The sequence below is a fragment of the Streptomyces sp. AK010 genome (assembly GCF_014207295.1).
Taxonomy (GTDB): domain Bacteria; phylum Actinomycetota; class Actinomycetes; order Streptomycetales; family Streptomycetaceae; genus Streptomyces; species Streptomyces massasporeus.
Genome location: NZ_JACHCX010000002.1, coordinates 1 through 19573 on the forward strand (window position 1 = coordinate 1; position 19573 = coordinate 19573).

Genomic DNA, 19573 nt, shown 5'->3' on the forward strand with positions numbered 1-19573 from the left:
GTTGATAGGCCGGATATGGAAGCACGGTAACGTGTGGAGTTGACCGGTACTAATAGGCCGAGGGCTTGTCCTCAGTTGCTCGCGTCCACTGTGTTGGTTCTGAAACCACGAACGGCCCCATGCCATGGTCATGGTGTGGTGCGGCATGGTTCGACAGTTTCATAGTGTTTCGGTGGTTATAGCGTAGGGGAAACGCCCGGTTACATTCCGAACCCGGAAGCTAAGCCTTACAGCGCCGATGGTACTGCAGGGGGGACCCTGTGGGAGAGTAGGACGCCGCCGAACAATCTTTGGGAAAACCCCCGCATCTTCGGATGCGGGGGTTTTCTGCGTTCAGGGCCTTTACGACGGCTGCACCAGCTTCGTGTCGTACGCCAGAATGACCGCCTGAATGCGATCCCGGGAACCGGTCTTCGCCAGAATGCGGCCCACGTGGGTCTTGACCGTCGACTCGGCCAGATGGAGGCGCGTGGCGATCTCCGTGTTCGTCCAGCCCTGGCCGATGACCGTATGGATCTCGCGTTCCCGGTCGGTGAGGGACGTGAGGCGGGCGTCCTCTGCCGTCCCGTCCTGTGCGGTGGGGCCGGCCGGGAGGTGATGGACGTAGGCCTCCAGGAGCGGGGCGAGGTCGGTGAGGGCGGGCTGGGGGGTGAGGTGGGCCTGTCGCTTCTCTTCCTCGCGCAGGACGTCGAGAAGGCGGCGGAGTCCGGTGAGGGCCTGGCGGCTGGTGGTGGCGATGGCGTCGAGGGCCTGGGCCGCGCGTTCGGGGGACTTGGCGGCCGCGTAGCGGCCACCGTCGGCCAGGCCCGTGATGACGGAGAGGTTGTGGCCGATGATGTCGTGCATCTCGCGGGCGATGCGGGCACGTTCGGCCGCCGTCGCGAGCTGGTGCCTGCTGGTCGCGTTCAATCTCCAGGCGGCGGGCGCGGTCTTGCAAAGCCTCGGTGTAGGTGCGGCGGGTGCGGACCGTCACGCCGATGAGGACGGCCACGGTGATGGACATGAGGTGCGAGCCGATCTGCTGGTCCCAGGTGCCCTCCCCGTGGCGGAAGGCCGACAGGAGGACCGGGCCGATCACCAGGGCCGTCGCCCACCACAGGTCGCGCAGGGGGCGGCGCAGGGCGAGGTGGTAGACGAGGACCAGCTGGAGCAGGGCTGCCTGGAGCGCGGCGCCGGTCCAGGAGTTGGCGAGGGCGAAGGGAGCCATGACGGCCAGGGCCGCTCCGGGGTGGGTGCGGCGCCAGAGGAGTGGGACCGAGAGGCCGAGGCTCAGGGTGAGGAGCAGCCAGCCGGGGGAGGTCGAGCTGGTGTGCGTTGGTGCGCCAGCCGCCGCCGGTGTAGTCGATGAGGGCGGCTGTCACCCAGAAGCCGGTGAAGGGCAGGTCCCACAGGAGGGGGCGGCGTCGGTCGAAGGCGCGCACCCGGTGGGTGAGGCGCTGGGCGTATTCGGTGAGGGGCTCCGGCGCCCGGTTGTCCGTCACGGGGTCCATCGTGCGGGATCCGGTGCGGGGCGGTACGCGTCTTGGTGGTGGCGGACGGCGTAGTCCACGTCGTCGTGGCGCTGGGTCGGGTCGTGTGCCGTCGGCAGGCCTCGATGCTCGTGTGTGCGGGGGCGGCGGGCGTTGGACCGGCGGGGTAATCGGGGTGAGGGGTGTCGTACCCAAGTACTACCGTGGCCGTATGAGCTATGTGATCCGGTCCGTCCGTGCCGGCGAGTGGGTCGCGGCGAAGGAGCTGCGGCTCGCGGCGCTGCGGGATCCGGTGGCGCACCTGGCCTTCCTGGAGACGTACGAGGAGGCCGCCGCCAGGCCGGATGCCTTCTGGCAGGAGCGGACCGCGGGGGCCGCCGAAGGGGCGGACAAGGCGCAGCAGATCATCGCCGAGGGGCCGGACGGGCAGTGGGTGGGGACGCTGACCGTGCTCGTGGAGGAGCCCGGGGCGACCGACTGGGCCGGGTTTTCGGTGGAGCGGAAGCAGGGGCATGTGGTCGGTGTGTTCGTGCGGCCCGAGGAGCGCGGGAGCGGGCTGACCGAGGTGCTGTTCGACGCTGCCCTGGAGTGGTCGTGGGCGCGGGGTCTGGAGCGGGTGCGGCTCATCGTGCACGAGGAGAACGGGCGGGCGCAGCGGTTCTACCGGCGGGTGGGGTTCCTGCCGAGTGGCGTGACCGTGCCGTTGGGGGACGCGGGGGAGCGGGAGTTGGAGTTCGTCATCGAGCGGGAGTGAGGCTCCCGTGTCCTGGTGCTCGGGTATGTCGGGTTACTGGACCGGCAGTTCGTCGTGCGGCCAGCGGGCGCGGCCCTGTTCGCGGGACCGGAGCAGGGCCAGGGTCGGCATGCCCCGGTCCGCTCCGGTGGCCAGCAGCTCCGGGAGTTGGGGAAGTGGGGCCACGGCCGCGACGTCGTCCAGGACGAGCGTCATTGGTGGGTCGAGGCGACCGGCCGATGACCGTTCGGCCATGTGCCGGCCGCGCTCGACCACGCTCGAGACGAGGGCCGTCAGGAGGGGCATGGCGCCCGGGTTCGTCCTGGGGTCCTCGATGGATTCCCCCACCACATAAAGCGTGCCCCCTTCGTGGACGAAGGAATCCAAGGCGAGGGCGTCAGTTCGGTTGGGAGTGCAGGCTTCGCGGATATTGACCGTGGAGAGGGCCGCGAGGGCGCGGGTGGTCAACTGCTGAGCCATGTCGCGGCGTTCGGGGTGGGCGGTGAGGGCGCCCTCGAGTTCACCCGCGGAGCCGGGGGCGGCCTTGGGGTTGGTGCGGAGGGTGCGTACGGCGTCCTGGATCTGGGTGCCCTGGGACCAGCGGTGGACGTGGCGGATGGTGCGGCCGTCGATCGCCGCGGCGTGCAGATAGCTGCGCAGGAGTGTGGTGGCCGTGTCGGTGAGGGCCTGGTCGAGCTTGGCGGTGGGGCGTACGGGGGTGAGGAGGGCTGTGGCCCGCCGGGATGCCGTGTCCTTGTCCTCACAGCCGGTGGTGGGGGACCAGTGGAGGCGGGACGGGGTGTCGCAGAGGTGGGTGGGGTCGTAGAGGTGGGTGGGGCCCAGCTTGGCTCTGGCGTCCTTGGTGTCCTGCCAGAGCAGGGGGTTCGACGTGACGATGAGGGCCGGGCCTTCCGCGTCGCGTAGGGCCTGGGTGGCGGTGGCCTGGCGGGTTTCCTTCGGGGCTACGAGGATCTTTTCCCACCTGCTCACCCGTTCCTGCCCGAACAGAGGTGCCGGGCTCGCGGGGATGGTCGCCGGCTGAGGGGTGCCTGCCGGGCTCGCGGTGGAGTCCAGGGGGCTCGTCGTGGAGTCCAGGGGGCTCGCGGGGTCGGTGGGCGAGCGGCGAGGGGTCGGGACCTCGTTCTGCGTCGCGGCGGCGCCGTGGCTCTGCGCCGAGGGCGCGACCTCGTATTGCGTCGAGGGGGATCCGTGGTGCTGTGCCGTGGTCGAGGTGGGGCCGTGGCTCTGCCCCGGGGCCGGGACCTCGTGCTGCACGGGTGCGTGTGCTTCGTACGTGGTGGCTCCCCGGGCCGGTGTGCCGGACACCGTCGGTTCCTGCGCCGTCGCGGCCCTTCGCTCCCGGTTCCTGGCGCGGACGGCCCGCCACCGGGCCAGGGTGCCCATGACGAAGACGGTCAGGACGACCAGGAGCATCAGCTGGCCGATGAACAGGCCCCAGAACAGGCCGTAGCCGGAGAGTTCGCCGGGGGGTGTGTCGGGCCAGGCGCCGGGGATGTCATGGGGCTGGGCGATGAGGCCGCGCATGGCGAGCGGTGTCCGGGCGAAGGTGACGCCGGAGGGCCAGGAGCCGTGGGCGAACAGGGCGGCCAGGCCCGTGGCCGTCCACGCCAGCACGGTCATGCCGAGGAGGAACGCCAGTACGCCGACCAGCAGGCCGTCGGGGATGCCTCCCTGGCCGGCCCGCCGGTCGTGACGGTCGTCCGGTCTCACACGTCCTCCCCTGTGCCTACGCCACCGTCGATTCGGAGTCGCCCAGGTGGTGCTCCACGAAGGCCGCGGCGCGTTCCTCCGCCTCGAGTTCGGCGGCCTGCAGGGCGTCGTCCGCGAGGTCGGCGGACGACTGGGTCATCGCGCGGTCGGTGAAGACCAGGGGGCGTTCGGTCTCCGTGACCAGGTGTTTGACGACCTGGACGTTGCCGTTGACGTCCCAGACGGCGATGCCGGGGGTGAGCGTCGGGATGATCTCCACCGCCCAGCGGGGCAGGCCCAGGACGCGGCCCGTCGCTCTCGCCTCGTCCGCCTTCTGGGCGTAGATCGTCCTGGTCGACGCCATCTTCAGGATCGCCGCGGCCTCCTTCGCCGCCGCGCCGTCGACGACGTCGGAGAGGTGGTGGACGACCGCCACGAAGGACAGGCCCAGGCGTCGGCCGAACTTCAGCAGGCGCTGGAACAGCTGCGCCACAAAGGGGCTGTTGATGATGTGCCAGGCCTCCTCGACCAGGAAGATGCGCTTCTTCCGGTCGGGGCGGATCCAGGTGTGCTCCAGCCACACGCCGACGATCGCCATGAGGATGGGCATGGCGATGGAGTTGCGGTCGATGTGGGACAGGTCGAAGACGATGAGCGGGGCGTCCAGGTCGATGCCGACCGTCGTGGGGCCGTCGAACATGCCGCGCAGGTCACCGTCGACCAGGCGGTCCAGGACCAGGGCGACGTCGAGGCCCCAGGCCCGTACGTCGTCTATGGCGACGTTCATCGCCTCGGCGGACTCGGGTTCGGGGTGGCGCAGCTGCTCGACGATGTCGGTCAGGACCGGCTGACGGTCGACGATGGTCTCGTTGACGTAGGCGTGGGCGACCTTGAGGGCGAAGCCGGAGCGTTCGTCCAGGCCGTGCCCCATGGCGACCTCGATGATCGTCCGGAGCAGGGCGAGCTGGCCTGTGGTGGTGATCGCGGGGTCGAGCGGGTTGAGGCGGATTCCCATGTCCAGGGCCGCTGTCGGGTCCAGGCGGATGGGAGTTATGCCCAGCTCCTGCGCGATGAGGTTCCACTCGCCGACGCCGTCCTCGCCCTGGGCGTCCAGGACGACGACCTGGCGGTCGCGGAAGCGGAGCTGGCGCAGGACGTACGTCTTCTCCAGCGCCGACTTGCCGTTGCCGGACTCGCCGAGGACCAGCCAGTGGGGGGCGGGGAGTTGCTGGCCGTAGAGCTGGAAGGGGTCGTAGATGTAGCCCTTTCCGGAGTACACCTCGCGGCCGATGATGACGCCGGAGTCGCCGAGGCCGGGGGCGGCGGTCGGGAGATACACCGCCTGGGCCTGGCCCGTGGACGTGCGCACCGGGAGCCTGGTCGTCTCGACCTTCCCGAAGAGGAAGGAGGTGAAGGCGTCGGTGAGGACGGACAGCGGGTCCCGCATCAGGTCCTACCTCCGAATGCCGGTGGCGAAGGGAAGGGTGTTCACGAAGGCGCGGTGGTGCTCGCGGTCGCACCATTCCAGCTTGAGGTACGACTTGCCCGCGGAGGCCCTAATCGTCCGCTTGTCGCGGGCGAGGGCGTCGGGGTTGCGGGAGGAGACGGTGATGTAGCCGACGAGGTTGACGCCGGCGGCGCCGCTGGCGAGGTCCTCGCCGCGCTGGTCGAGGCGGGAGTGCGCGGCGATGTCGCGCGGGTCGACGGTGCGGTTCATCTTGGCGGCGCGGGAGGCCTCGGCCTCGTCGTTGGTCTTCTCGGTGAGCATGCGCTCGATGGCGACCTCGGTGGGTTCGAGGTCCATGGTGACGGCGACCGTGCGGATGACGTCCGGGGTGTGGACGAGCAGCGGGGCGAGGAAGTTGACGCCGACGGGGGTCATCGGCCATTCCTTCACCCAGGCCGTGGCATGGCACCAGGGGGCGCGGGTGGAGGACTCGCGGGTCTTGGCCTGGAGGTAGGTGGGCTCCATGGCGTCCAGTTCGGCCGGCCAGGCATTACGTTTCGTCATCGCCTGGATGTGGTCGATGGGGTGGTCCGGGTCGTACATGGAGTGGATCAGCGAGGCCAGCCGTCCCTGACCGAGCGGCTGCCGTACGCGGATGTCGGCTTCCTGGAGGCGCGAGCAGATGTCGGTGAGCTCGCGGGCCATGACGACGGCGAGTCCGGCGTCCCGGTCGACCTTGCCGCCGTGGGCGCGGGCGGCGCGGGCCATGGCGCCCGCCTCGGCGGCGAGGTCGCGCGTGTAGTGCATGCAGGCGACGAGGTAGGCGCGGTGCTGCTCGCTGCTGGTGGACACCATCGACTGGAGCTGGTCGTAGGACTCCTGGAGCCAGGGCAGGGCCTTTTCGTCGCCGCGGACGGCGACGTCCTTGGCGTGGGCGTCCGGGTCGGCCGGGAGGGTGCGGGCCAGCATCTGGATGCGGGTGACGAAGCCGTCTCCGTTGGCGACGTGCTTGAGCAGGGTGCCGAAGCGGTCGACGAGGGCTTCCTGGTCCTCGCTGTCGCGCAGGCCGACGCCGGGGCCCTCGATCTCGATGGCGGCGGTGACGGTCTTGCGGTCGGCGTGCAGGAGCACGGCGATCTCGTCGGGGCCGAAGGGGGCGGCCAGCCAGGTGATGCGGCCGATGCCGGGGGGCGGGCCGACCTCGACCTCGCGGCCGTCGAGCCGGGTGCCGGCCTCGATGACGGCGGAGCGGTAGGCGGTGCCCTGTTTGAGGGTCCGCTTGTAGCTGCGGTTGATCTCGAACCACTTGTAGAACGTACGGTGCTTGTACGGCACGTAGACCGCGGACAGCGCGAGCATCGGGAAGCCGGCGAGCAGCACGATGCGCAGGCTCAGCACCGGGACGAGGAGCCCGCACATCATGCCGAGGAACGCGCCCACGACGATCAGGGCGATCTCGCCGGTCTCGCGGTTGCGGCCGATGATCGCGTTCGGCCGGGCGCGGCCGATCAGATATGTCCGGCGGGGCGTGACCGGATGGGACACGTGGGACTCGGTCGTCAACGCCCTTCACCTCCCGTGCGGTTGGTACTGCTGTTGCGGGTGTTGCTGGCGTGGGGAGTGTTGACGGGGCTGCTCGAACGGGGGGCGGGTGCGGCGGAGGGGACAGATCCGCCGCCGCCGTTCGAGGTGCGCGCACTGTGCGCGGCGACTCCGCCGGAGGCGGGGTTGCTGGGGCGGGGGGCGGAGGACTGGCTGCCTCCGCCGTTGTTGTCGGCGCGGGTGCTGTGGGTCTTGATGCCCTGAGCGACGAGGGACGCGGGGGAGCTGATGACGGCCGCTGCCTTGCCTTCGGCGCCCTGCATGAGGCGGTTGTTGCGGGAGCCGGCGATCTCGTCGCCGAAGCCGGGGACGAAGCGGTAGATCATCGCGCTGGCGAAGATGGCGAGCAGGATGATGGCGAGGCCGGAGACGACGGCGGAGAAGGCGTTCGGGCCGTCGTCCGCGGAGAGGGCGCCGGCGAGGCCGAGGACGATGACGATCACCGGTTTGATGAGGATGACCGCGATCATGATGCCGGCCCAGCGGCGGACGTGGCCCCAGAGGTTCTTGTCGACGAGGCCGGCGTAGACGACGGTGCCGAGGAGGGCGCCGACGTAGAGGAGCGCGGCCCTGATGACGAGCTCCAGCCAGAGGACGCCGGCGGCGAGGATGCTGACCAGGGAGACCACGATCAGCATGATCGGGCCGCCGCCGATGTCCTCGCCCTTCTTGAGGGCCTCGGAGAAGGTGCCGAAGAACGCGTCGGTCTGGTCGCCGGTGGCTTTGGCGAGGACCTCGGTGACGCCGTCGGTGGCGGAGACGACGGTGTAGAGGATCAGGGGGGTGAACGCGGAGGCCAGGACGGTCAGCCAGAGGAAGCCGATGGCTTCGGACAGGGCGGTGGTCAGGGGGACGCCGCGGACGGCTCGCTTGGCGACGGCCAGGAGCCACAGCAGGAGTGTGAGGATCGTCGAGGCGGCGAAGACGACGGCGTACTGCTGGAGGAACTTGGGGTTGGTGAAGTCGACGTTGGCGGTCTCCTTCACGGCTTCGCTGAGCTTGTCGACGGTCCAGGAGGCGGCGTCGGCGCAGCCCTTGGCGAGGGAGGAGAGGGGGTCGAGGGTGGAGGTGGGGTCGAGGCGGGAGGTACCGCTGCCGCTTCCGGTGCCGGTGTCGCCTTCGCAGATCTCCAGGACCCGGCCGGAGAGCAGGGAGCAGTTGTCGTCGCTGCGGCTGGGGGAGGGCGTGGGCGTGGGCGCGGCCGCCGCCCGGCTGGCGAACAGGACCAGGGTGGTCTGCACGGCGGTGAGGGTTGCGGCGACCTTGGCCGCGCGGCGCGGGCTACCGGGCATACGTGAACCCTCCGAACTCCTCGACGGCCTTCGAGATGGCGTCCGACGTCGACACCCTGTTGTCGCCGTTGACCGGCGCGGGGCCTTCCTTCTGGGAGAAGCTGTCGACCTTCCAGTCGCCGTCGGTCCGGCGCAGCAGGAGAGTCATGGTGAACCAGTCGTTGGTGACGGGGTTCTGTGAACTCTCCCCGGTCATCCCGAACACGCCGGTGCACCAGACCTCGACCGTGGCGGTGCTGCCCGAGAAGTCGGTGACCTTGGTGCCGACCGGCGTCGTGCGGGAGACGTAGATGCTGCCCTTGGGCGCGTCGCCGTTCGCGTCGAGGCCGACCTTCTCCAGGAAGGCTTTGCTGTAGACCCGGTCTAGGTTTCTCTCCAGCTCGGAGGCCTTGGCGGCGTCGAACACCTGGCGGACGATCTCGGGGCGCCGTGCCGGCTTGAGGATGTCGGCGGAGACCAGGGCGACGGCGTAGTTCGCCGCCGCGCTCTCCGCCCCCTCCTGGTCCTGGGCGAAGCCCGACGGGATGCCCGCGGCGGACTTGGACTTGACGGGGCGTTGGCCGGAGGGGGCCGTCGCTGCTGTGTCGGGCTTGCCTGAGGGGCCGTCCGTGGAAGAGGAACTGTCGCCGTCCCCCCGGTTCGCGAAGGCGATCGCTGCGATCAGGAGGACCACCACGCCGACCACGGTGACCAGGCTGCGGGACGAGGAGCGGCGGCGGGGGTCGCCGAAGGCGTCGCCGGAGTCGGGCAGGCGGGTGCGGGTCTGGCCCGTGCCGCCGTAGCCACCGGAGGACTCGTGGTCGTCACCGAGACTCATGCCGCGTACGCCCCCTCGACGTCGTGCGGAAACACTTCGTACCGGTCGTACTTCTCATACTCCTCGTACGACGGTAGCCGTGCTGGTTCCCGCGCGGGCGCGGTGTGGTGACTCGACATCAGGGACACGCAACCTCAGCCGGTGGGCACGACGGGCGGGTGGGATGGAGGGGAGCCGGGCGTGCCCGGCCGGGCGGATGGTGCCCGGGCTACACGGCCATGCCGTACACGATGGTGAACAGCGTCCCGAGTGAGCCGATGATGAAGACTCCCGTCAGGCCCGCGATGATGAGGCCCTTGCCCTGCTCCGCGCTGAAGGTGTCGCGCAGTGCGGTGGCGCCGATGCGCTGCTTGGCGGCGCCCCAGATGGCGATGCCGAGGCAGAGCAGGATGGCCACCGCCATCACGACCTCGATCATCACCTTCGCCTCGTTGCCCAGGCTGCCGAAGGGGCCCCAGTCCGGAGCGATCCCACCGATGATGGTGTTGATGTCTCCCTTGTCGGCCGCAAAGAGCATGTAAGTCACCGCCCCTGTTGGGTAGTTCCGCGCCCTCTGCGGTCGTGCAGAGGTCAGGCCTCATTCTCGCCGACAATGATGCTGTCGTATGTCGACTTGGCGTCATTGATTGGCGGGTTTCGTGCGAATACCTTGCCACCGTTCCGCTCCGGCCCCTAGGGGTGGCGACGGGCGGTGTACGAAGGATCGTATGGTCACTCTGTGTATCACGGCAGGTAACGCCGGGCAATGAGGCCTGAGTGGAACCTGGGGTGTGGTTCCGTCGCTGTGCCCTCTTGCGGCCTTTCTCACCTTTTGGGGCTGTTTCTGACGGCTGGTCGGGTGAGTGGTCGCGCCGGTGTGTTCCCCGGGTGAAGGCTACCCGGCACGGCGAAGGGGCCGCGGCTGGGTAGCCGCGGCCCCTGTGTTCCCCGGCCGTCTCCGGGCCCCCACAGCCCCGGACGGCGTTTTCCGGTGACGGTCCGTCACCGGGTGGGAGACGTCAGCCGGTGAAGGCGCCGAGTCCCTGCGGGGTGCCCAGTCCGGTCGGGCCGTCGTAGCCCGTCCGGGCGGTGCAGAAGTAGCTGGTGGCGCAGCTGCCGTTGCTGCCGCTGGTGACGTCGTTCAGGGCGCTGGTTTTCGCGTAGGGGAACTTGGCGGGGGAGGAGCCGGTGGACGGGGTGCCGGCGAGGGCGTAGACGCTGGCGATGATCGGGGCGGAGGCGCTGGTGCCGCCGTAGGTGGCCCAGCCCTGGCCGTCGGCGCCGTAGGTGTCGTAGACGGAGACGCCGGTCGCCGGGTCGGCGACGGCCGAGACGTCGGCGATCATGCGCTTGGCGCAGCCGGTGTCGGTCTGCCATGCGGGCTTGGTGTCGTAGGCGGAGCAACCGGATCCGGTGCCTTCGGTGCTGCTGGTCCGCCAGACGCTCTCGGTCCAGCCGCGGGTGGTGGAGGAGGCGGTGAGGCTGGTGCCGCCGACGGCCGTCACGTACTTGGACGCCGCCGGGTACTCGGCGCCGTAGCCCGCGTCGCCCGCGCTGACGGTGATGGCGACGCCCGGGTGGTTGAAGTAGGCGGAGTCGTACGTCGCGTCGGAGGAGGACTCGCCGCCGCCGTAGCTGTTGGAGACGTACTTGGCGCCCAGGGAGACGGCCTCGTTCACGGCGGTGCCGAGGTTGGCCATGGACGCCGACTTCGCCTCGACGAGGGTGATGTGGCAGTTCGGGCAGATGGCGCTCGCCATGTCGAGGTCGAGGGATATCTCGCCGGCCCAGCCGCTGTCGGCGGTGGGCAGGGCGGTGGTGGAGCCGGTCTGGCTGACCTTCTTGAAGCAGCCGTTCGCGGTGGTGCAGGCGGGCAGGCCGTAGTGCGAGCGGTAGGCGGCGAGGTCGGACTCGGCGTTCGGGTCGTCGTAGGCGTCGACGATGGCGATGGTCCGGCCGGAGCCGTTGTTCGCGGCGGCGGAGGTGAGGCCGTAGGCGTTGCGGAGGTCGGTGGGGCCGTAGCCGGAGGGGGAGGAGGCCTCGGCGGCCTTGGCCGTGATGCCGTGCTGCTGTTGGAAGGCGGTGCGGCCGCCTGTGACGCGCAGGGCGTTGCAGGCCATCTCGCCCGGGTGGCGGGGCAGGGCGCAGGAGCGGGTCCAGGTGACCTTGGAGCTGCTCGGGTCCGAAGCCTGGGCCTGGGCGGCGGTGGTGAGGCCGGTGAGGAGGAGTGCGGCGGTAGCGGTGACGGCGGACGCCACGCGGCGCCATCTGAGGAGGGAAATGGGGGCAGTCGAGGGTGTCGTGCGCAAGGTACAGCCTCCTGGCAGTGGTGGGCAGAGGCCTGCGGGTGGGGGACCGCCGGTGTGTTTCCCGGCGGGGGCGGCGACCCGCGACGACGATCGCTTGTTGAGTACGTGACAACAAGACGGTGATCGGAATCCTGACTTCCGCCTTACCGAAGAGGGCCTGGGGCTTACCGATCGCTGACGGCTCGATGGCCGGGCGATGGGGGCTGCTTGACCGAGGGTCCCGGAATCAGCGGGGCTTGAGGCCGTGCAGGAGGAGGTGGACGAACTCCTCGGTGCCGTCGAGGGCCGCCTCGGGGGCGAGCATGCCACCCGCCGCGAAGGAGGCGATGCCCTGGAGGGTGGCGCCGGTCACCAGGGTGAGGTACTGCGGGTCGCCCGCGATGATCTCGCCGCGCTCCTGGGCGTCGGCGATGACCCGCTCCAGGGAGCCGACCGTCCGGTCGACGGCCGCGGCCAGCTGCTCGGAGGCGTCGGGCTCGTGCTTGCGGGCGTACATGAGCTCCAGCAGCTCGGCGTTGTCGATCGAGAAGGCGAGATAGGCCCGGGCCAGCGCGGTGAGCCGCTTCTCCAGCGGGAGGGTGGGGTCGTCGGCGCCCTCCAGGGCCTGGCCCAGCCGGTCGTAGCCGACCAGCGCCAGGGCGTTGAGCAGGGCCTGCTTGTCCTTGAAGTGGCGGCCGGGTGCGGCGTGGCTCACCCCCGCCTCCCGGGCCAGTTCGCGCAGCGAGAGCGCGCCGGTCCCCTTCTCCCGCAGGGTGCGTTCCGCACCGGCGAGCAGGGTGGAGCGCAGATCCCCGTGGTGGTAGGGGCGGCTCTCCGGGGTGGGGCGGCTTGCTGGCATGCGGACCATCGTATCCCGATGTTGGCGATGCCATCATTGTTGCCATTGACAGCATTGTTGGCACCGCCTACATTCGGGGGCATGGCTGAGAAGACGAAGACACAGAGCAGCGAGACGTGGAGCGCGGACCGCCTCCTGGGCCTCGACGGGCGGACCGTCGTGGTCACCGGCGCCAACAGCGGCATCGGCCTCACCGCGACCCACGCACTGGCCCGGGCGGGGGCGCACGTCGTCCTCGCCGTACGGGACACCGAGCGCGGGCGGGCCGCGGCGGCGACCGTGCCGGGCAGCACCGAGGTGCGCCCGCTGGACCTGGCGGACCTGGCCTCCGTGCGGGCGTTCGCCGACGCCTGGCAGGAGCCGCTGCACCTTCTCGTCAACAACGCCGGCGTCATGATGCTCCCCAGGCAGCGCACCAAGGACGGCTTCGAGATGCAGTTCGGCACGAACCATCTCGGGCACTTCGCCCTGACGAACCTGCTGCTGCCGCACATCACCGGCCGCGTCGTCACGGTCTCCTCGGGCGCCCACCGCTGGGGCGGTGCGAGGATCGGCTTCGACGACCTGGACATGGCGGCGGACTACACCCCGCAACGCGCCTACGCCCAGTCCAAGCTCGCCAACCTCCTGTTCACCCTGGAACTCCAGCGCAGGCTCACCGAGTCGGGGTCCCCGGTCCGCGCCCTGGCCGCCCACCCCGGCTACGCGGCCACCAACCTCCAGAGCCACGCGGCCAACCCGGTGCTGCGCGCCTTCATGCGCCTCGGCAACCGGTTCTTCGCCCAGGACGACCGCGCGGGCGCCCTCCCCACCCTCTACGCCGCCACCGAGGACCTCCCCGGGGCGAGCTACGTGGGCCCCGACGGCCTGGGTGAGATGCGCGGCAGGCCGACCCTGGTGGGCCGTTCCCGCGCGGCCGGGGACCCGCTGACGGCCCGGCGGCTGTGGCGGGTCTCGGAGGAGCTGACGGGGACGCACTTCCCGCTGTCGCGGGGCGAGGAGGCGGGCGTCTGAGGAGGAGGTCCGCGTCCGACGAGGAGTTCGGCGTCTGAGGAGGAGGTCCGCGTCCGACGAGGAGTTCGGCGTCCGACGAGGAGGCGAGCGCCTGACGGACAGGCGGGTGGTTGACGGACAGGCAGGCGACTGGCGGGCAGGCGGTGCCTGGCGGACAGCCGGGTGATTGACGGGCAGGCAGGCGACCGGCGGGCAGGCGGGTGCCTGACGGACAGCCTGGTGGTTGGCGGGCAGGCAGGCGACCGGCGGGCAGGCGGCTGCCTTTACGGGGGCGGCGTCCGGCGGACAGACCGTTGTCTGACGTTCCTCTCACCTTCGTCCGGCACAGTCGTTCCGGTGAAGCGTGTCCTGTCCGTGGCCGTGGTCCTCGTCGGCCTCATCACCACGTCCACCGCGACCGCCGACGACGGGGCCGGGCCCTTCGGTGTGACCGTCACCGTGCGCGACGCCCGGGTCGGGGTGCTCCTGCGGGCCGCAGGGGGAGGGCACTTCTGTACGGCGTCCGTGGTGGACGCGCCGCACCGGGATCTGATCGTCACCGCGGCGCACTGTCTGGGCGGCGACGGAGGGCTGGTGTTCGTGCCGGGTTACCGGGACGGGCGTGCGCCCTACGGGGAGTGGAAGGTGCGGCGGCGGTTCCTGCCCCGCGGGTGGGTCGAGGGGCGGCACGAGGACAGTGACGTGGGATTCGCCGTGCTCGCGCCGCGCGGCGGCAGGGAGGTCCAGGACGTCGTCGGCGGGAACCGGTTCGTGACCGGTACGGCCACGGGGGCCACCGGCGTGACCGTCACCGGGTACCCCGACGCCCGCGAGACGCCCGTCAGCTGCACCGACAAGCCGGCCGCGTTCGACCGTACCCAGCAGCGCGTCGCGTGCCCCGGCTTCAGTGGGGGCACGAGCGGCAGCCCCTGGGTCAACGGGGACGGGGAGGTCGTCGGTGTCCTCGGCGGGCACGACCAGGGCGGGACGACCCCCGGGGTCTCCTACAGCGTGGTCCTCGGCGCGGAGGCCCGGCGGCTGTACCGGCAAGCGGCGGGGCACCCGTGACGCGCCGCGACCCCGTGCGCCGGCCGGAGCCGCAGTGCTCTCACCGTGCCGCCCGTGCCGTGCCCCGTTCCTCCGTCCGCCCCCGACTCTCCTCCCTCTGATCATTCCCGGGCGTGCCGGCCGCCTCTACACTGACCAACGGACTCCTGGGCGGTGAGGGGCGGTTGACGGTGCGTAAGGCATGGATCGTGGCGGGTGTCGCCATCAGTTCCGCCCTGGCCTTCGTGATGCTGCTCGTCGTCGGGGTCTACCTCGTCGCGGGGAACCTGGTCAACGGCGTTGGCGGTGGGGCGAAATCGCTGGCCAAGGGGTCGGTGCCCGCCGCGTACGCGTCCCTCGTGGCGAAGTGGGGCAACCTCTGCCCCGCCATCAGCCCGGCCCTGCTCGCCGCCCAGCTCTACCAGGAGAGCGGCTTCAACCCCAGGGCCCAGAGCCACGCCGCCGCGCAGGGGATAGCGCAGTTCATCCCCGGCACCTGGGCCAGTCACGGCATCGACGGCGACGGCGACGGCGACCGTGACGTGTGGGACCCGAAGGACGCGATTCCCTCGGCCGCCTCGTACGACTGCGAACTCGCGTCGTACGTGAAGAAGGTTGGCGGGAATGCGACCGAAAACATGCTGGCCGCCTACAACGCGGGGGCATACGCGGTGATCAAGTACGGGGGCGTGCCGCCGTACAGCGAGACCCGCAACTACGTGAAGCGGATCACGACGCTCTCGGAGAGCTTCGCGGCGCCGGTCGGGCGGGTCGATCCCTCCGAGCAGGCCGCCGCCGCCATCGAGTACGCGCAGAAGAAACTGGGCACGCCCTACCTCTGGGGCGGCACCGGCACCGCTGAGCAGGGCGGACGCTTCGACTGCTCGGGACTGACGCAGGCCGCCTACGAGACCGTGGGCATCAAGCTCCCGCGTGTCGCCAACGACCAGTACAACGCCGGTCCGCACCCCTCGCGGGACGAACTGCTCCCCGGCGACCTGGTGTTCTTCTCGGACGACCTGACCAATTCCCGTGCCATCCGGCATGTCGGCATTTATGTCGGGGGCGGGTACATGATCGACGCGCCCCGGACCGGTGCCGTCATCCGATTCGACCCGATCGACACCCCCGACTACTTCGGAGCCACCCGCGTCACCGAAGATGGCGCGAAAGCACTGCCCACGACGGTGTGAACCGTGTGTAAACCCAACCCCTGAGCTGCGAAGACGTGTCTCTCTTCGATAACGTCTGCGTGATCATTCGGTGGAGTGTGGAACGTATCGACGGGGACCATGCGTTCCTGTTGACGTAGCCGAGCAGACGTTCATTCGGCACGTGTCATGCACGCGTGCGGCGGAAGCGGATCTACAACCACGGGGGTGGCAGGAGCGGCGCACGCCCAGGTGCGCCGGGAGAGACGACGAAGGGGCCGCAGCACCATGGCTGGACTCGCCGATTCCGGGTCGAACCCCGACGTCGACCTGCTGTACGACATCAATGGCCTGGCCAAGGACGCGCCGGGCTGGTTCGACCGCGTCATGGAGTACGTCGGTGAGTACGGGCTGCTGCTCGCCATCGTCCTGCTCGTGGTGTGGTGCTGGTGGTCCGTGCGGCGCCGGGGCGACGAGGACGCGGCATCCACCGTCGCGGCCTTGGTCTGGGCGCCGTTGGCCGCCGGGATCGCCGTGCTGGTGAACGTGCCCATACGGGGTTTCGTGGAGCGGCCCCGGCCGTTCCTGGACCACCAGGGGCTCGAGGTGCTCGTCCAGGGCAAGACCGACTACTCGTTCGTCAGCGACCACGCGACGATCGTCATGGCGATGGCCGTCGGGCTGTTCGTCGCGAACCGCAGGTTCGGGCTCGTCGCGCTCGTGCTGGCGTTGTTCGGCGGGTTCATCCGCGTCTACATGGGCGTGCACTACCCGACCGACGTCGTGGGCGGGTTCGCGCTGGGGACGGCCGTGGCGCTGCTGCTGTCGCCGCTCGCCATGGCTCTGCTGACGCCCGTGATGGAGGCCGTCGAGCGCTCGCCCCGGGTGGGATGGCTCGTGCGCGGCAGAGGGCGGGCGGAGCGGGACGACTCGGTGATCCCCGAGGCCCGCAGCGAGCGGACCTCGGAGCGGGACCTCGCCGCCTAGGAATGTCGTTTGGATCATGTCGGCGTCGCGGGGCGGCTGAAGGACGCAGTCTCTCTCAGCTGGCCGGCGCGCCGGCCGCCGGGCGCGACGGCGTGAGCCGCCTGCCGCGCCCTGCCGCGCCCGGGGACAACCCGCCTACAGCGCCTGGGGATACATGAAGAAGCGGTGGGGGTCGTACTGCTTCTTCAGTTTGGCCAGGCGGGTCGCCGCGTCTCCGTAGTACGCCTTGCGCCAGTCGGTCAGCGTCGGGTCCGTGTAGTTCTGGTAGGCCGCCCCCGAGGCGTACGGGCGCATCGCCTTGTGGGCCGAGGCCAGCCAGCCGCGGGACGTCGCACCGCTCGTGCCGGCCCGCCACGCCCCGATGTACTGGGCCAGCATCCGCGAGCGGCGGTGGACGAACGCCGTGGCCGTGGGGTCGACGCGGTTGACCGCGCCGCCGAGGGCGGTCAGCGCGATGCTGCCCGAGCCGCCACGCACCGAAGCCATCTGGGACAGCAGCGTGCGGATGCCCGCCGTGGAGAGGGACCGGTCGAAGAAGTCCGACGCCGCCGCGTACGTCTCACGGCCCAGCGCGCCCTTCGGGGAGCGGCCCGGGGTCGCGCCGGGCAGATGGCACTGCGCGTCCGTCGGGAACGACGAGCAGCCCGCGTACACCTCCATCGACTCCTCGTACGAGCGGCGCTTCAGGGAGACGCTGCGGGCCGGGGCGCCGACGCGGTCGGCCAAGCGGTCGACGGCGTTCTTGAGTTCGCCGTGGGTGCCGAGGGAGAACGCCGCCACCGAGACCGTCGGAGTACCGCCCGCGGCGCTCGCCAGGTGCAGGGACGACCAGATCTCGTCGGGCTGTGACGGGCCCCATTCCTGCCAGGCCTTCACCACCGCGGCCGCCTTCGACCAGGGCCAGGACAGATACGCCGAGACGCCCTGCGGGGCCGGGTGGGTCCTGAAGTGCAGCTCCGTGACCACGCCGAAGTTGCCGTTGCCCGCGCCGCGCAGGGCCCAGAAGAGGTCCTTGTTCTCGCGGGCGTCGGCGGCGAGCTGCTTGCCGTCCGCGGTGATCAGCGTGGCCCGGGTGAGGCTGTCGCAGGTCAGGCCGTAGGCCCGGGAGACCACGCCGTGGCCGCCGCCGAGGGTGAGGCCCGAGACGCCGACCGTCGGACAGGAACCGGCGGGGATCGTGACGCCCTTCGCGGCGAGGGCGCGGTAGACGTCGATGAGTTTGGCGCCGGCGCCCACCACCGCGGTGGTGCCGGAGGCCCGGACGCGGTTGAGCTTCGAGACGTCGACGATCAGACGGCCGTCGCCCGAGGACCAGCCGGCGTAGGAGTGGCCGCCGTTGCGGATCGCCACGCGCAGGGCGTGGGCGCGGGCGTAGGCCAGGGTGGTGCGGATGTCGTCCGGGTGGGACACGTACGCGACCGCGGCGGGCTTCAGGTTGTCGAAGCGGGTGTTGTAGAGCTGCCGGGCCGCGGGCCAGTTGGCGTCGCCCGGGCGTATCAGGGGGCCGTCGAGGTCGCGGGCCAGAGCGGACCAGTTGGCGGCGGTGGCTCTCGACGTGGTGGTGTGCGCGGCGTTGGTGGCCGCGGCCCCGGAGCGGGTGCCCGACTGTGTGCAGGCGGTGGTGAAGGGGGTCGCGGCCGTCGCGACCGCCGCCGTGCCGGCTGTGAGGATCGTGCGCCGTTCCATGGGGCCTCCCGGTGGTTCCGCCCTGGGAGACGGGACGACGGGGGGTGGGGGTTCCACCGGTCCGGCAGCGACCGATCGGCGTCCGCCACGGGTCTCAGGCCGTCGCGTGCTTCTCCGCGTCCGTGCGCGCCTGGCTTCTCGCTCTGCGGGCCGGGCCGCGCCAGCCGCAGATGCAGTGGGCCATGCAGAAACGGCCCTTCTCCATGGTCGACGTGCGGTGTTCCGGGAGGTTGGGGGGAGTTTCCGGCCCGTCCTGCTGCGCCACACCGACAACGTTACCCAGCGCAGGTAAAGGGTTCGTATGCCGGTCGGCACGGGCGCGCGTGACGGGGGCACAAACCCGTCGTTAACCGGGACAACGAGGGGCCCGTGACGGACGTACCGGCTGGGGGTAGGCAGGCGATGACTGGGCGGCAGCGGGAACGGCGGCACAGGCGGGCGGGCGCGGCGGTCGTCGCGGCCGGGCTCCTGGCGGGGGCGGGGCTGGGCGCCACGGGGTGTGCCGGGGGTGACGCGGTCGCCGGGGACTCCCGCGGCGGGGACGCGGTCGTCACCTTGCGGAAGGCGGCCGACCGGCTGATCGGCGCGGGGAGTTCGAGGGCCCGTACGTCGATGGAGATGGCCGCCGGCGGGACCCGGGTGACCATCCGGGGCGCCGGGGTGTACGACTACCGCAAGCGGATGGGGCAGTTGAAGGTGCTGCTGCCGCAGGATCCCGCCGGGGTCGCCGAGCGCCGGCCGATCACCGAACTGCTCGCGCCGGGTGCGCTGTTCATGAAGAACCGGGGCGCCGGTGTACCGGCCGACAAGTGGGTGCGGGTGGACACGCGGACGCTGTCCGACGGGAACCTCGTCACCGGCGGGGCCACCGATCCGTTCACGGCGGCGGAGGTGCTGCTCGGGACGCGGACGGCGACGTACATGGGCCGGACGGAGGTCGCGGGAACCGGGGTGCGGCACTACCGGGGGACGGCGCACCTGGGTGACGCGGCCCGGCGGGCCACCGAGGGGAACAAGGGCCCCCTGAAGGCGGCGGCCGGGGGGTTCGCCACCGCCGAGGTGCCGTTCGACGCCTACCTCGACGACGAGGGGCGCATCCGCAAGGTCAGGCACGGCTTCAGCTTCCTGAACGGCCGGCAGAAGAGCCCGGTCGCCGTCGCCTCGACCACGCTGCTCTACGATTTCGGGGCCTCGGTGCGCGTACGGTTGCCCCGGACCGAGGACATCTACGCGGGCAAGATCGCCGAGGAGTGACCGGCGTGAACTAGCCCGTCCGTGCCATGCGCGGTGTGTAGGCCGCTCCCTACTCTAGGAAGTCGGTAACGGCAGAGATGAGGTGACGCACGTGGCTCCGGTCGGCGGTACGGCAGTTCAGGACCACGTGGCCCTCGCCGAGATCGAGCTGTGCGGAGAGCTGATCATCGCGGCCTCGGCCGCCCGGGAACGGCTCAGCCTGGAGAGCATCGACGAGGTGCTGAAAGTGGCCGAGGAGCGGGACTCCTCCAGAGGCTGA

18 protein-coding genes and 2 rRNA genes are annotated in these 19573 nt (G+C 70.9%); 9 read left to right on the forward strand and 11 right to left on the reverse strand.

Annotated features, from left to right (window positions below; translation table 11 throughout):
* Positions 1-73, forward strand: a 23S ribosomal RNA gene (locus HDC93_RS03170); the annotation flags it as partial.
* A gap of 95 nt (positions 74-168) precedes the next feature.
* Positions 169-285: ribosomal RNA gene (gene rrf, locus HDC93_RS03175) — 5S ribosomal RNA — on the forward strand.
* A 57-nt stretch (positions 286-342) separates the two neighbouring features.
* Here the strand turns inward: rrf and HDC93_RS37730 are convergent.
* On the reverse strand, positions 343-909 hold the full coding sequence (locus HDC93_RS37730; protein WP_221516216.1) for a hybrid sensor histidine kinase/response regulator transcription factor: 567 nt from the start codon (positions 907-909) through the stop codon (positions 343-345).
* Between the two features lie 771 nt (positions 910-1680).
* On the opposite strand from HDC93_RS37730, the gene HDC93_RS03185 reads away from it, so the two are divergent.
* Positions 1681-2223 carry an N-acetyltransferase gene (locus HDC93_RS03185; RefSeq protein ID WP_185006988.1) on the forward strand — a complete coding sequence of 181 codons (543 nt, stop codon included), beginning with the start codon at positions 1681-1683 and terminating at the stop codon, positions 2221-2223.
* A 33-nt stretch (positions 2224-2256) separates the two neighbouring features.
* Here HDC93_RS03185 and HDC93_RS03190 read toward each other — a convergent pair whose 3' ends face one another.
* From HDC93_RS03190 to HDC93_RS03225, 8 genes are all read right to left on the reverse strand, one after another.
* Positions 2257-3933: a type IV secretory system conjugative DNA transfer family protein gene (locus tag HDC93_RS03190; RefSeq protein ID WP_185006990.1), complete on the reverse strand. Its 1677-nt coding sequence runs from the start codon at positions 3931-3933 to the stop codon at positions 2257-2259.
* 16 nt (positions 3934-3949) lie between these two features.
* Complete coding sequence (locus HDC93_RS03195) at positions 3950-5359, reverse strand: ATP-binding protein (RefSeq protein ID WP_185006992.1); 1410 nt, start codon at positions 5357-5359, stop codon at positions 3950-3952.
* 6 nt (positions 5360-5365) lie between these two features.
* The gene (locus HDC93_RS03200; protein ID WP_185006994.1) at positions 5366-6922 is read right to left on the reverse strand and encodes an SCO6880 family protein; all 1557 of its coding nucleotides are present in this window, start codon (positions 6920-6922) and stop codon (positions 5366-5368) included.
* A complete protein-coding gene (locus HDC93_RS03205; protein ID WP_185006996.1) occupies positions 6919-8253 on the reverse strand; it encodes a hypothetical protein in 1335 nt (444 codons plus the stop codon). Before HDC93_RS03205 ends, HDC93_RS03200 begins: the two co-directional genes overlap by 4 nt.
* The gene (locus tag HDC93_RS03210) at positions 8243-9070 is read right to left on the reverse strand and encodes a hypothetical protein (RefSeq protein ID WP_185006998.1); all 828 of its coding nucleotides are present in this window, start codon (positions 9068-9070) and stop codon (positions 8243-8245) included. Before HDC93_RS03210 ends, HDC93_RS03205 begins: the two co-directional genes overlap by 11 nt.
* 208 nt (positions 9071-9278) lie before the next feature.
* Positions 9279-9587, reverse strand: coding sequence for a hypothetical protein (locus tag HDC93_RS03215; RefSeq protein ID WP_003991275.1), 309 nt, complete (start codon positions 9585-9587; stop codon positions 9279-9281).
* 481 nt (positions 9588-10068) lie between these two features.
* Complete coding sequence (locus HDC93_RS03220; RefSeq protein WP_185006999.1) at positions 10069-11358, reverse strand: S53 family peptidase; 1290 nt, start codon at positions 11356-11358, stop codon at positions 10069-10071.
* Between the two features lie 226 nt (positions 11359-11584).
* Positions 11585-12205 carry a TetR/AcrR family transcriptional regulator gene (locus HDC93_RS03225; RefSeq protein WP_185007001.1) on the reverse strand — a complete coding sequence of 207 codons (621 nt, stop codon included), beginning with the start codon at positions 12203-12205 and terminating at the stop codon, positions 11585-11587.
* 72 nt (positions 12206-12277) lie between these two features.
* Between HDC93_RS03225 and HDC93_RS03230 the strand changes: the two genes are divergently transcribed.
* The 4 genes from HDC93_RS03230 (at position 12278) to HDC93_RS03245 (ending at position 16374) form a co-directional block, all read left to right on the forward strand.
* Positions 12278-13210: an oxidoreductase gene (locus HDC93_RS03230; protein WP_185007004.1), complete on the forward strand. Its 933-nt coding sequence runs from the start codon at positions 12278-12280 to the stop codon at positions 13208-13210.
* A 336-nt stretch (positions 13211-13546) separates the two neighbouring features.
* Positions 13547-14257 (forward strand): serine protease, encoded by a 711-nt coding sequence (locus tag HDC93_RS03235; protein WP_185007006.1) that lies wholly within the window; start codon positions 13547-13549, stop codon positions 14255-14257.
* A gap of 164 nt (positions 14258-14421) precedes the next feature.
* Positions 14422-15429 carry an NlpC/P60 family protein gene (locus HDC93_RS03240; RefSeq protein WP_030848871.1) on the forward strand — a complete coding sequence of 336 codons (1008 nt, stop codon included), beginning with the start codon at positions 14422-14424 and terminating at the stop codon, positions 15427-15429.
* A 246-nt stretch (positions 15430-15675) separates the two neighbouring features.
* Positions 15676-16374: a phosphatase PAP2 family protein gene (locus tag HDC93_RS03245; RefSeq protein ID WP_185007008.1), complete on the forward strand. Its 699-nt coding sequence runs from the start codon at positions 15676-15678 to the stop codon at positions 16372-16374.
* Positions 16375-16509: 135 nt separating this feature from the next.
* Here HDC93_RS03245 and HDC93_RS03250 read toward each other — a convergent pair whose 3' ends face one another.
* Both HDC93_RS03250 and HDC93_RS03255 read right to left on the reverse strand, forming a co-directional pair.
* Positions 16510-18060 carry an FAD-binding oxidoreductase gene (locus tag HDC93_RS03250; RefSeq protein WP_185007009.1) on the reverse strand — a complete coding sequence of 517 codons (1551 nt, stop codon included), beginning with the start codon at positions 18058-18060 and terminating at the stop codon, positions 16510-16512.
* Positions 18061-18154: 94 nt separating this feature from the next.
* A complete protein-coding gene (locus HDC93_RS03255) occupies positions 18155-18325 on the reverse strand; it encodes a hypothetical protein (protein ID WP_185007975.1) in 171 nt (56 codons plus the stop codon).
* Between the two features lie 137 nt (positions 18326-18462).
* On the opposite strand from HDC93_RS03255, the gene HDC93_RS03260 reads away from it, so the two are divergent.
* Entirely contained in the window at positions 18463-19314 is an 852-nt protein-coding gene (locus HDC93_RS03260; RefSeq protein ID WP_185007012.1) for a hypothetical protein, read from the forward strand.
* 91 nt (positions 19315-19405) lie between these two features.
* A complete protein-coding gene (locus HDC93_RS03265; RefSeq protein ID WP_167526760.1) occupies positions 19406-19573 on the forward strand; it encodes a hypothetical protein in 168 nt (55 codons plus the stop codon).

Excerpts from the sequence above, each read along its gene's own strand:
- HDC93_RS03225 (WP_185007001.1), bottom strand. The coding sequence starts at position 12,205 with ATGGTCCGCATGCCAGCAAGCCGCCCCACCCCGGAGAGCCGCCCCTAC.
- HDC93_RS03250 (WP_185007009.1), bottom strand. The coding sequence starts at position 18,060 with ATGGAACGGCGCACGATCCTCACAGCCGGCACGGCGGCGGTCGCGACG.
- HDC93_RS03195 (WP_185006992.1), bottom strand. The coding sequence starts at position 5,359 with ATGCGGGACCCGCTGTCCGTCCTCACCGACGCCTTCACCTCCTTCCTC.
- HDC93_RS03185 (WP_185006988.1), top strand. The coding sequence starts at position 1,681 with ATGAGCTATGTGATCCGGTCCGTCCGTGCCGGCGAGTGGGTCGCGGCG.
- HDC93_RS03210 (WP_185006998.1), bottom strand. The coding sequence starts at position 9,070 with ATGAGTCTCGGTGACGACCACGAGTCCTCCGGTGGCTACGGCGGCACG.
- HDC93_RS03215 (WP_003991275.1), bottom strand. The coding sequence starts at position 9,587 with ATGCTCTTTGCGGCCGACAAGGGAGACATCAACACCATCATCGGTGGG.
- HDC93_RS03230 (WP_185007004.1), top strand. The coding sequence starts at position 12,278 with ATGGCTGAGAAGACGAAGACACAGAGCAGCGAGACGTGGAGCGCGGAC.
- HDC93_RS03260 (WP_185007012.1), top strand. The coding sequence starts at position 18,463 with ATGACTGGGCGGCAGCGGGAACGGCGGCACAGGCGGGCGGGCGCGGCG.
- HDC93_RS03205 (WP_185006996.1), bottom strand. The coding sequence starts at position 8,253 with ATGCCCGGTAGCCCGCGCCGCGCGGCCAAGGTCGCCGCAACCCTCACC.
- HDC93_RS03245 (WP_185007008.1), top strand. The coding sequence starts at position 15,676 with ATGGCTGGACTCGCCGATTCCGGGTCGAACCCCGACGTCGACCTGCTG.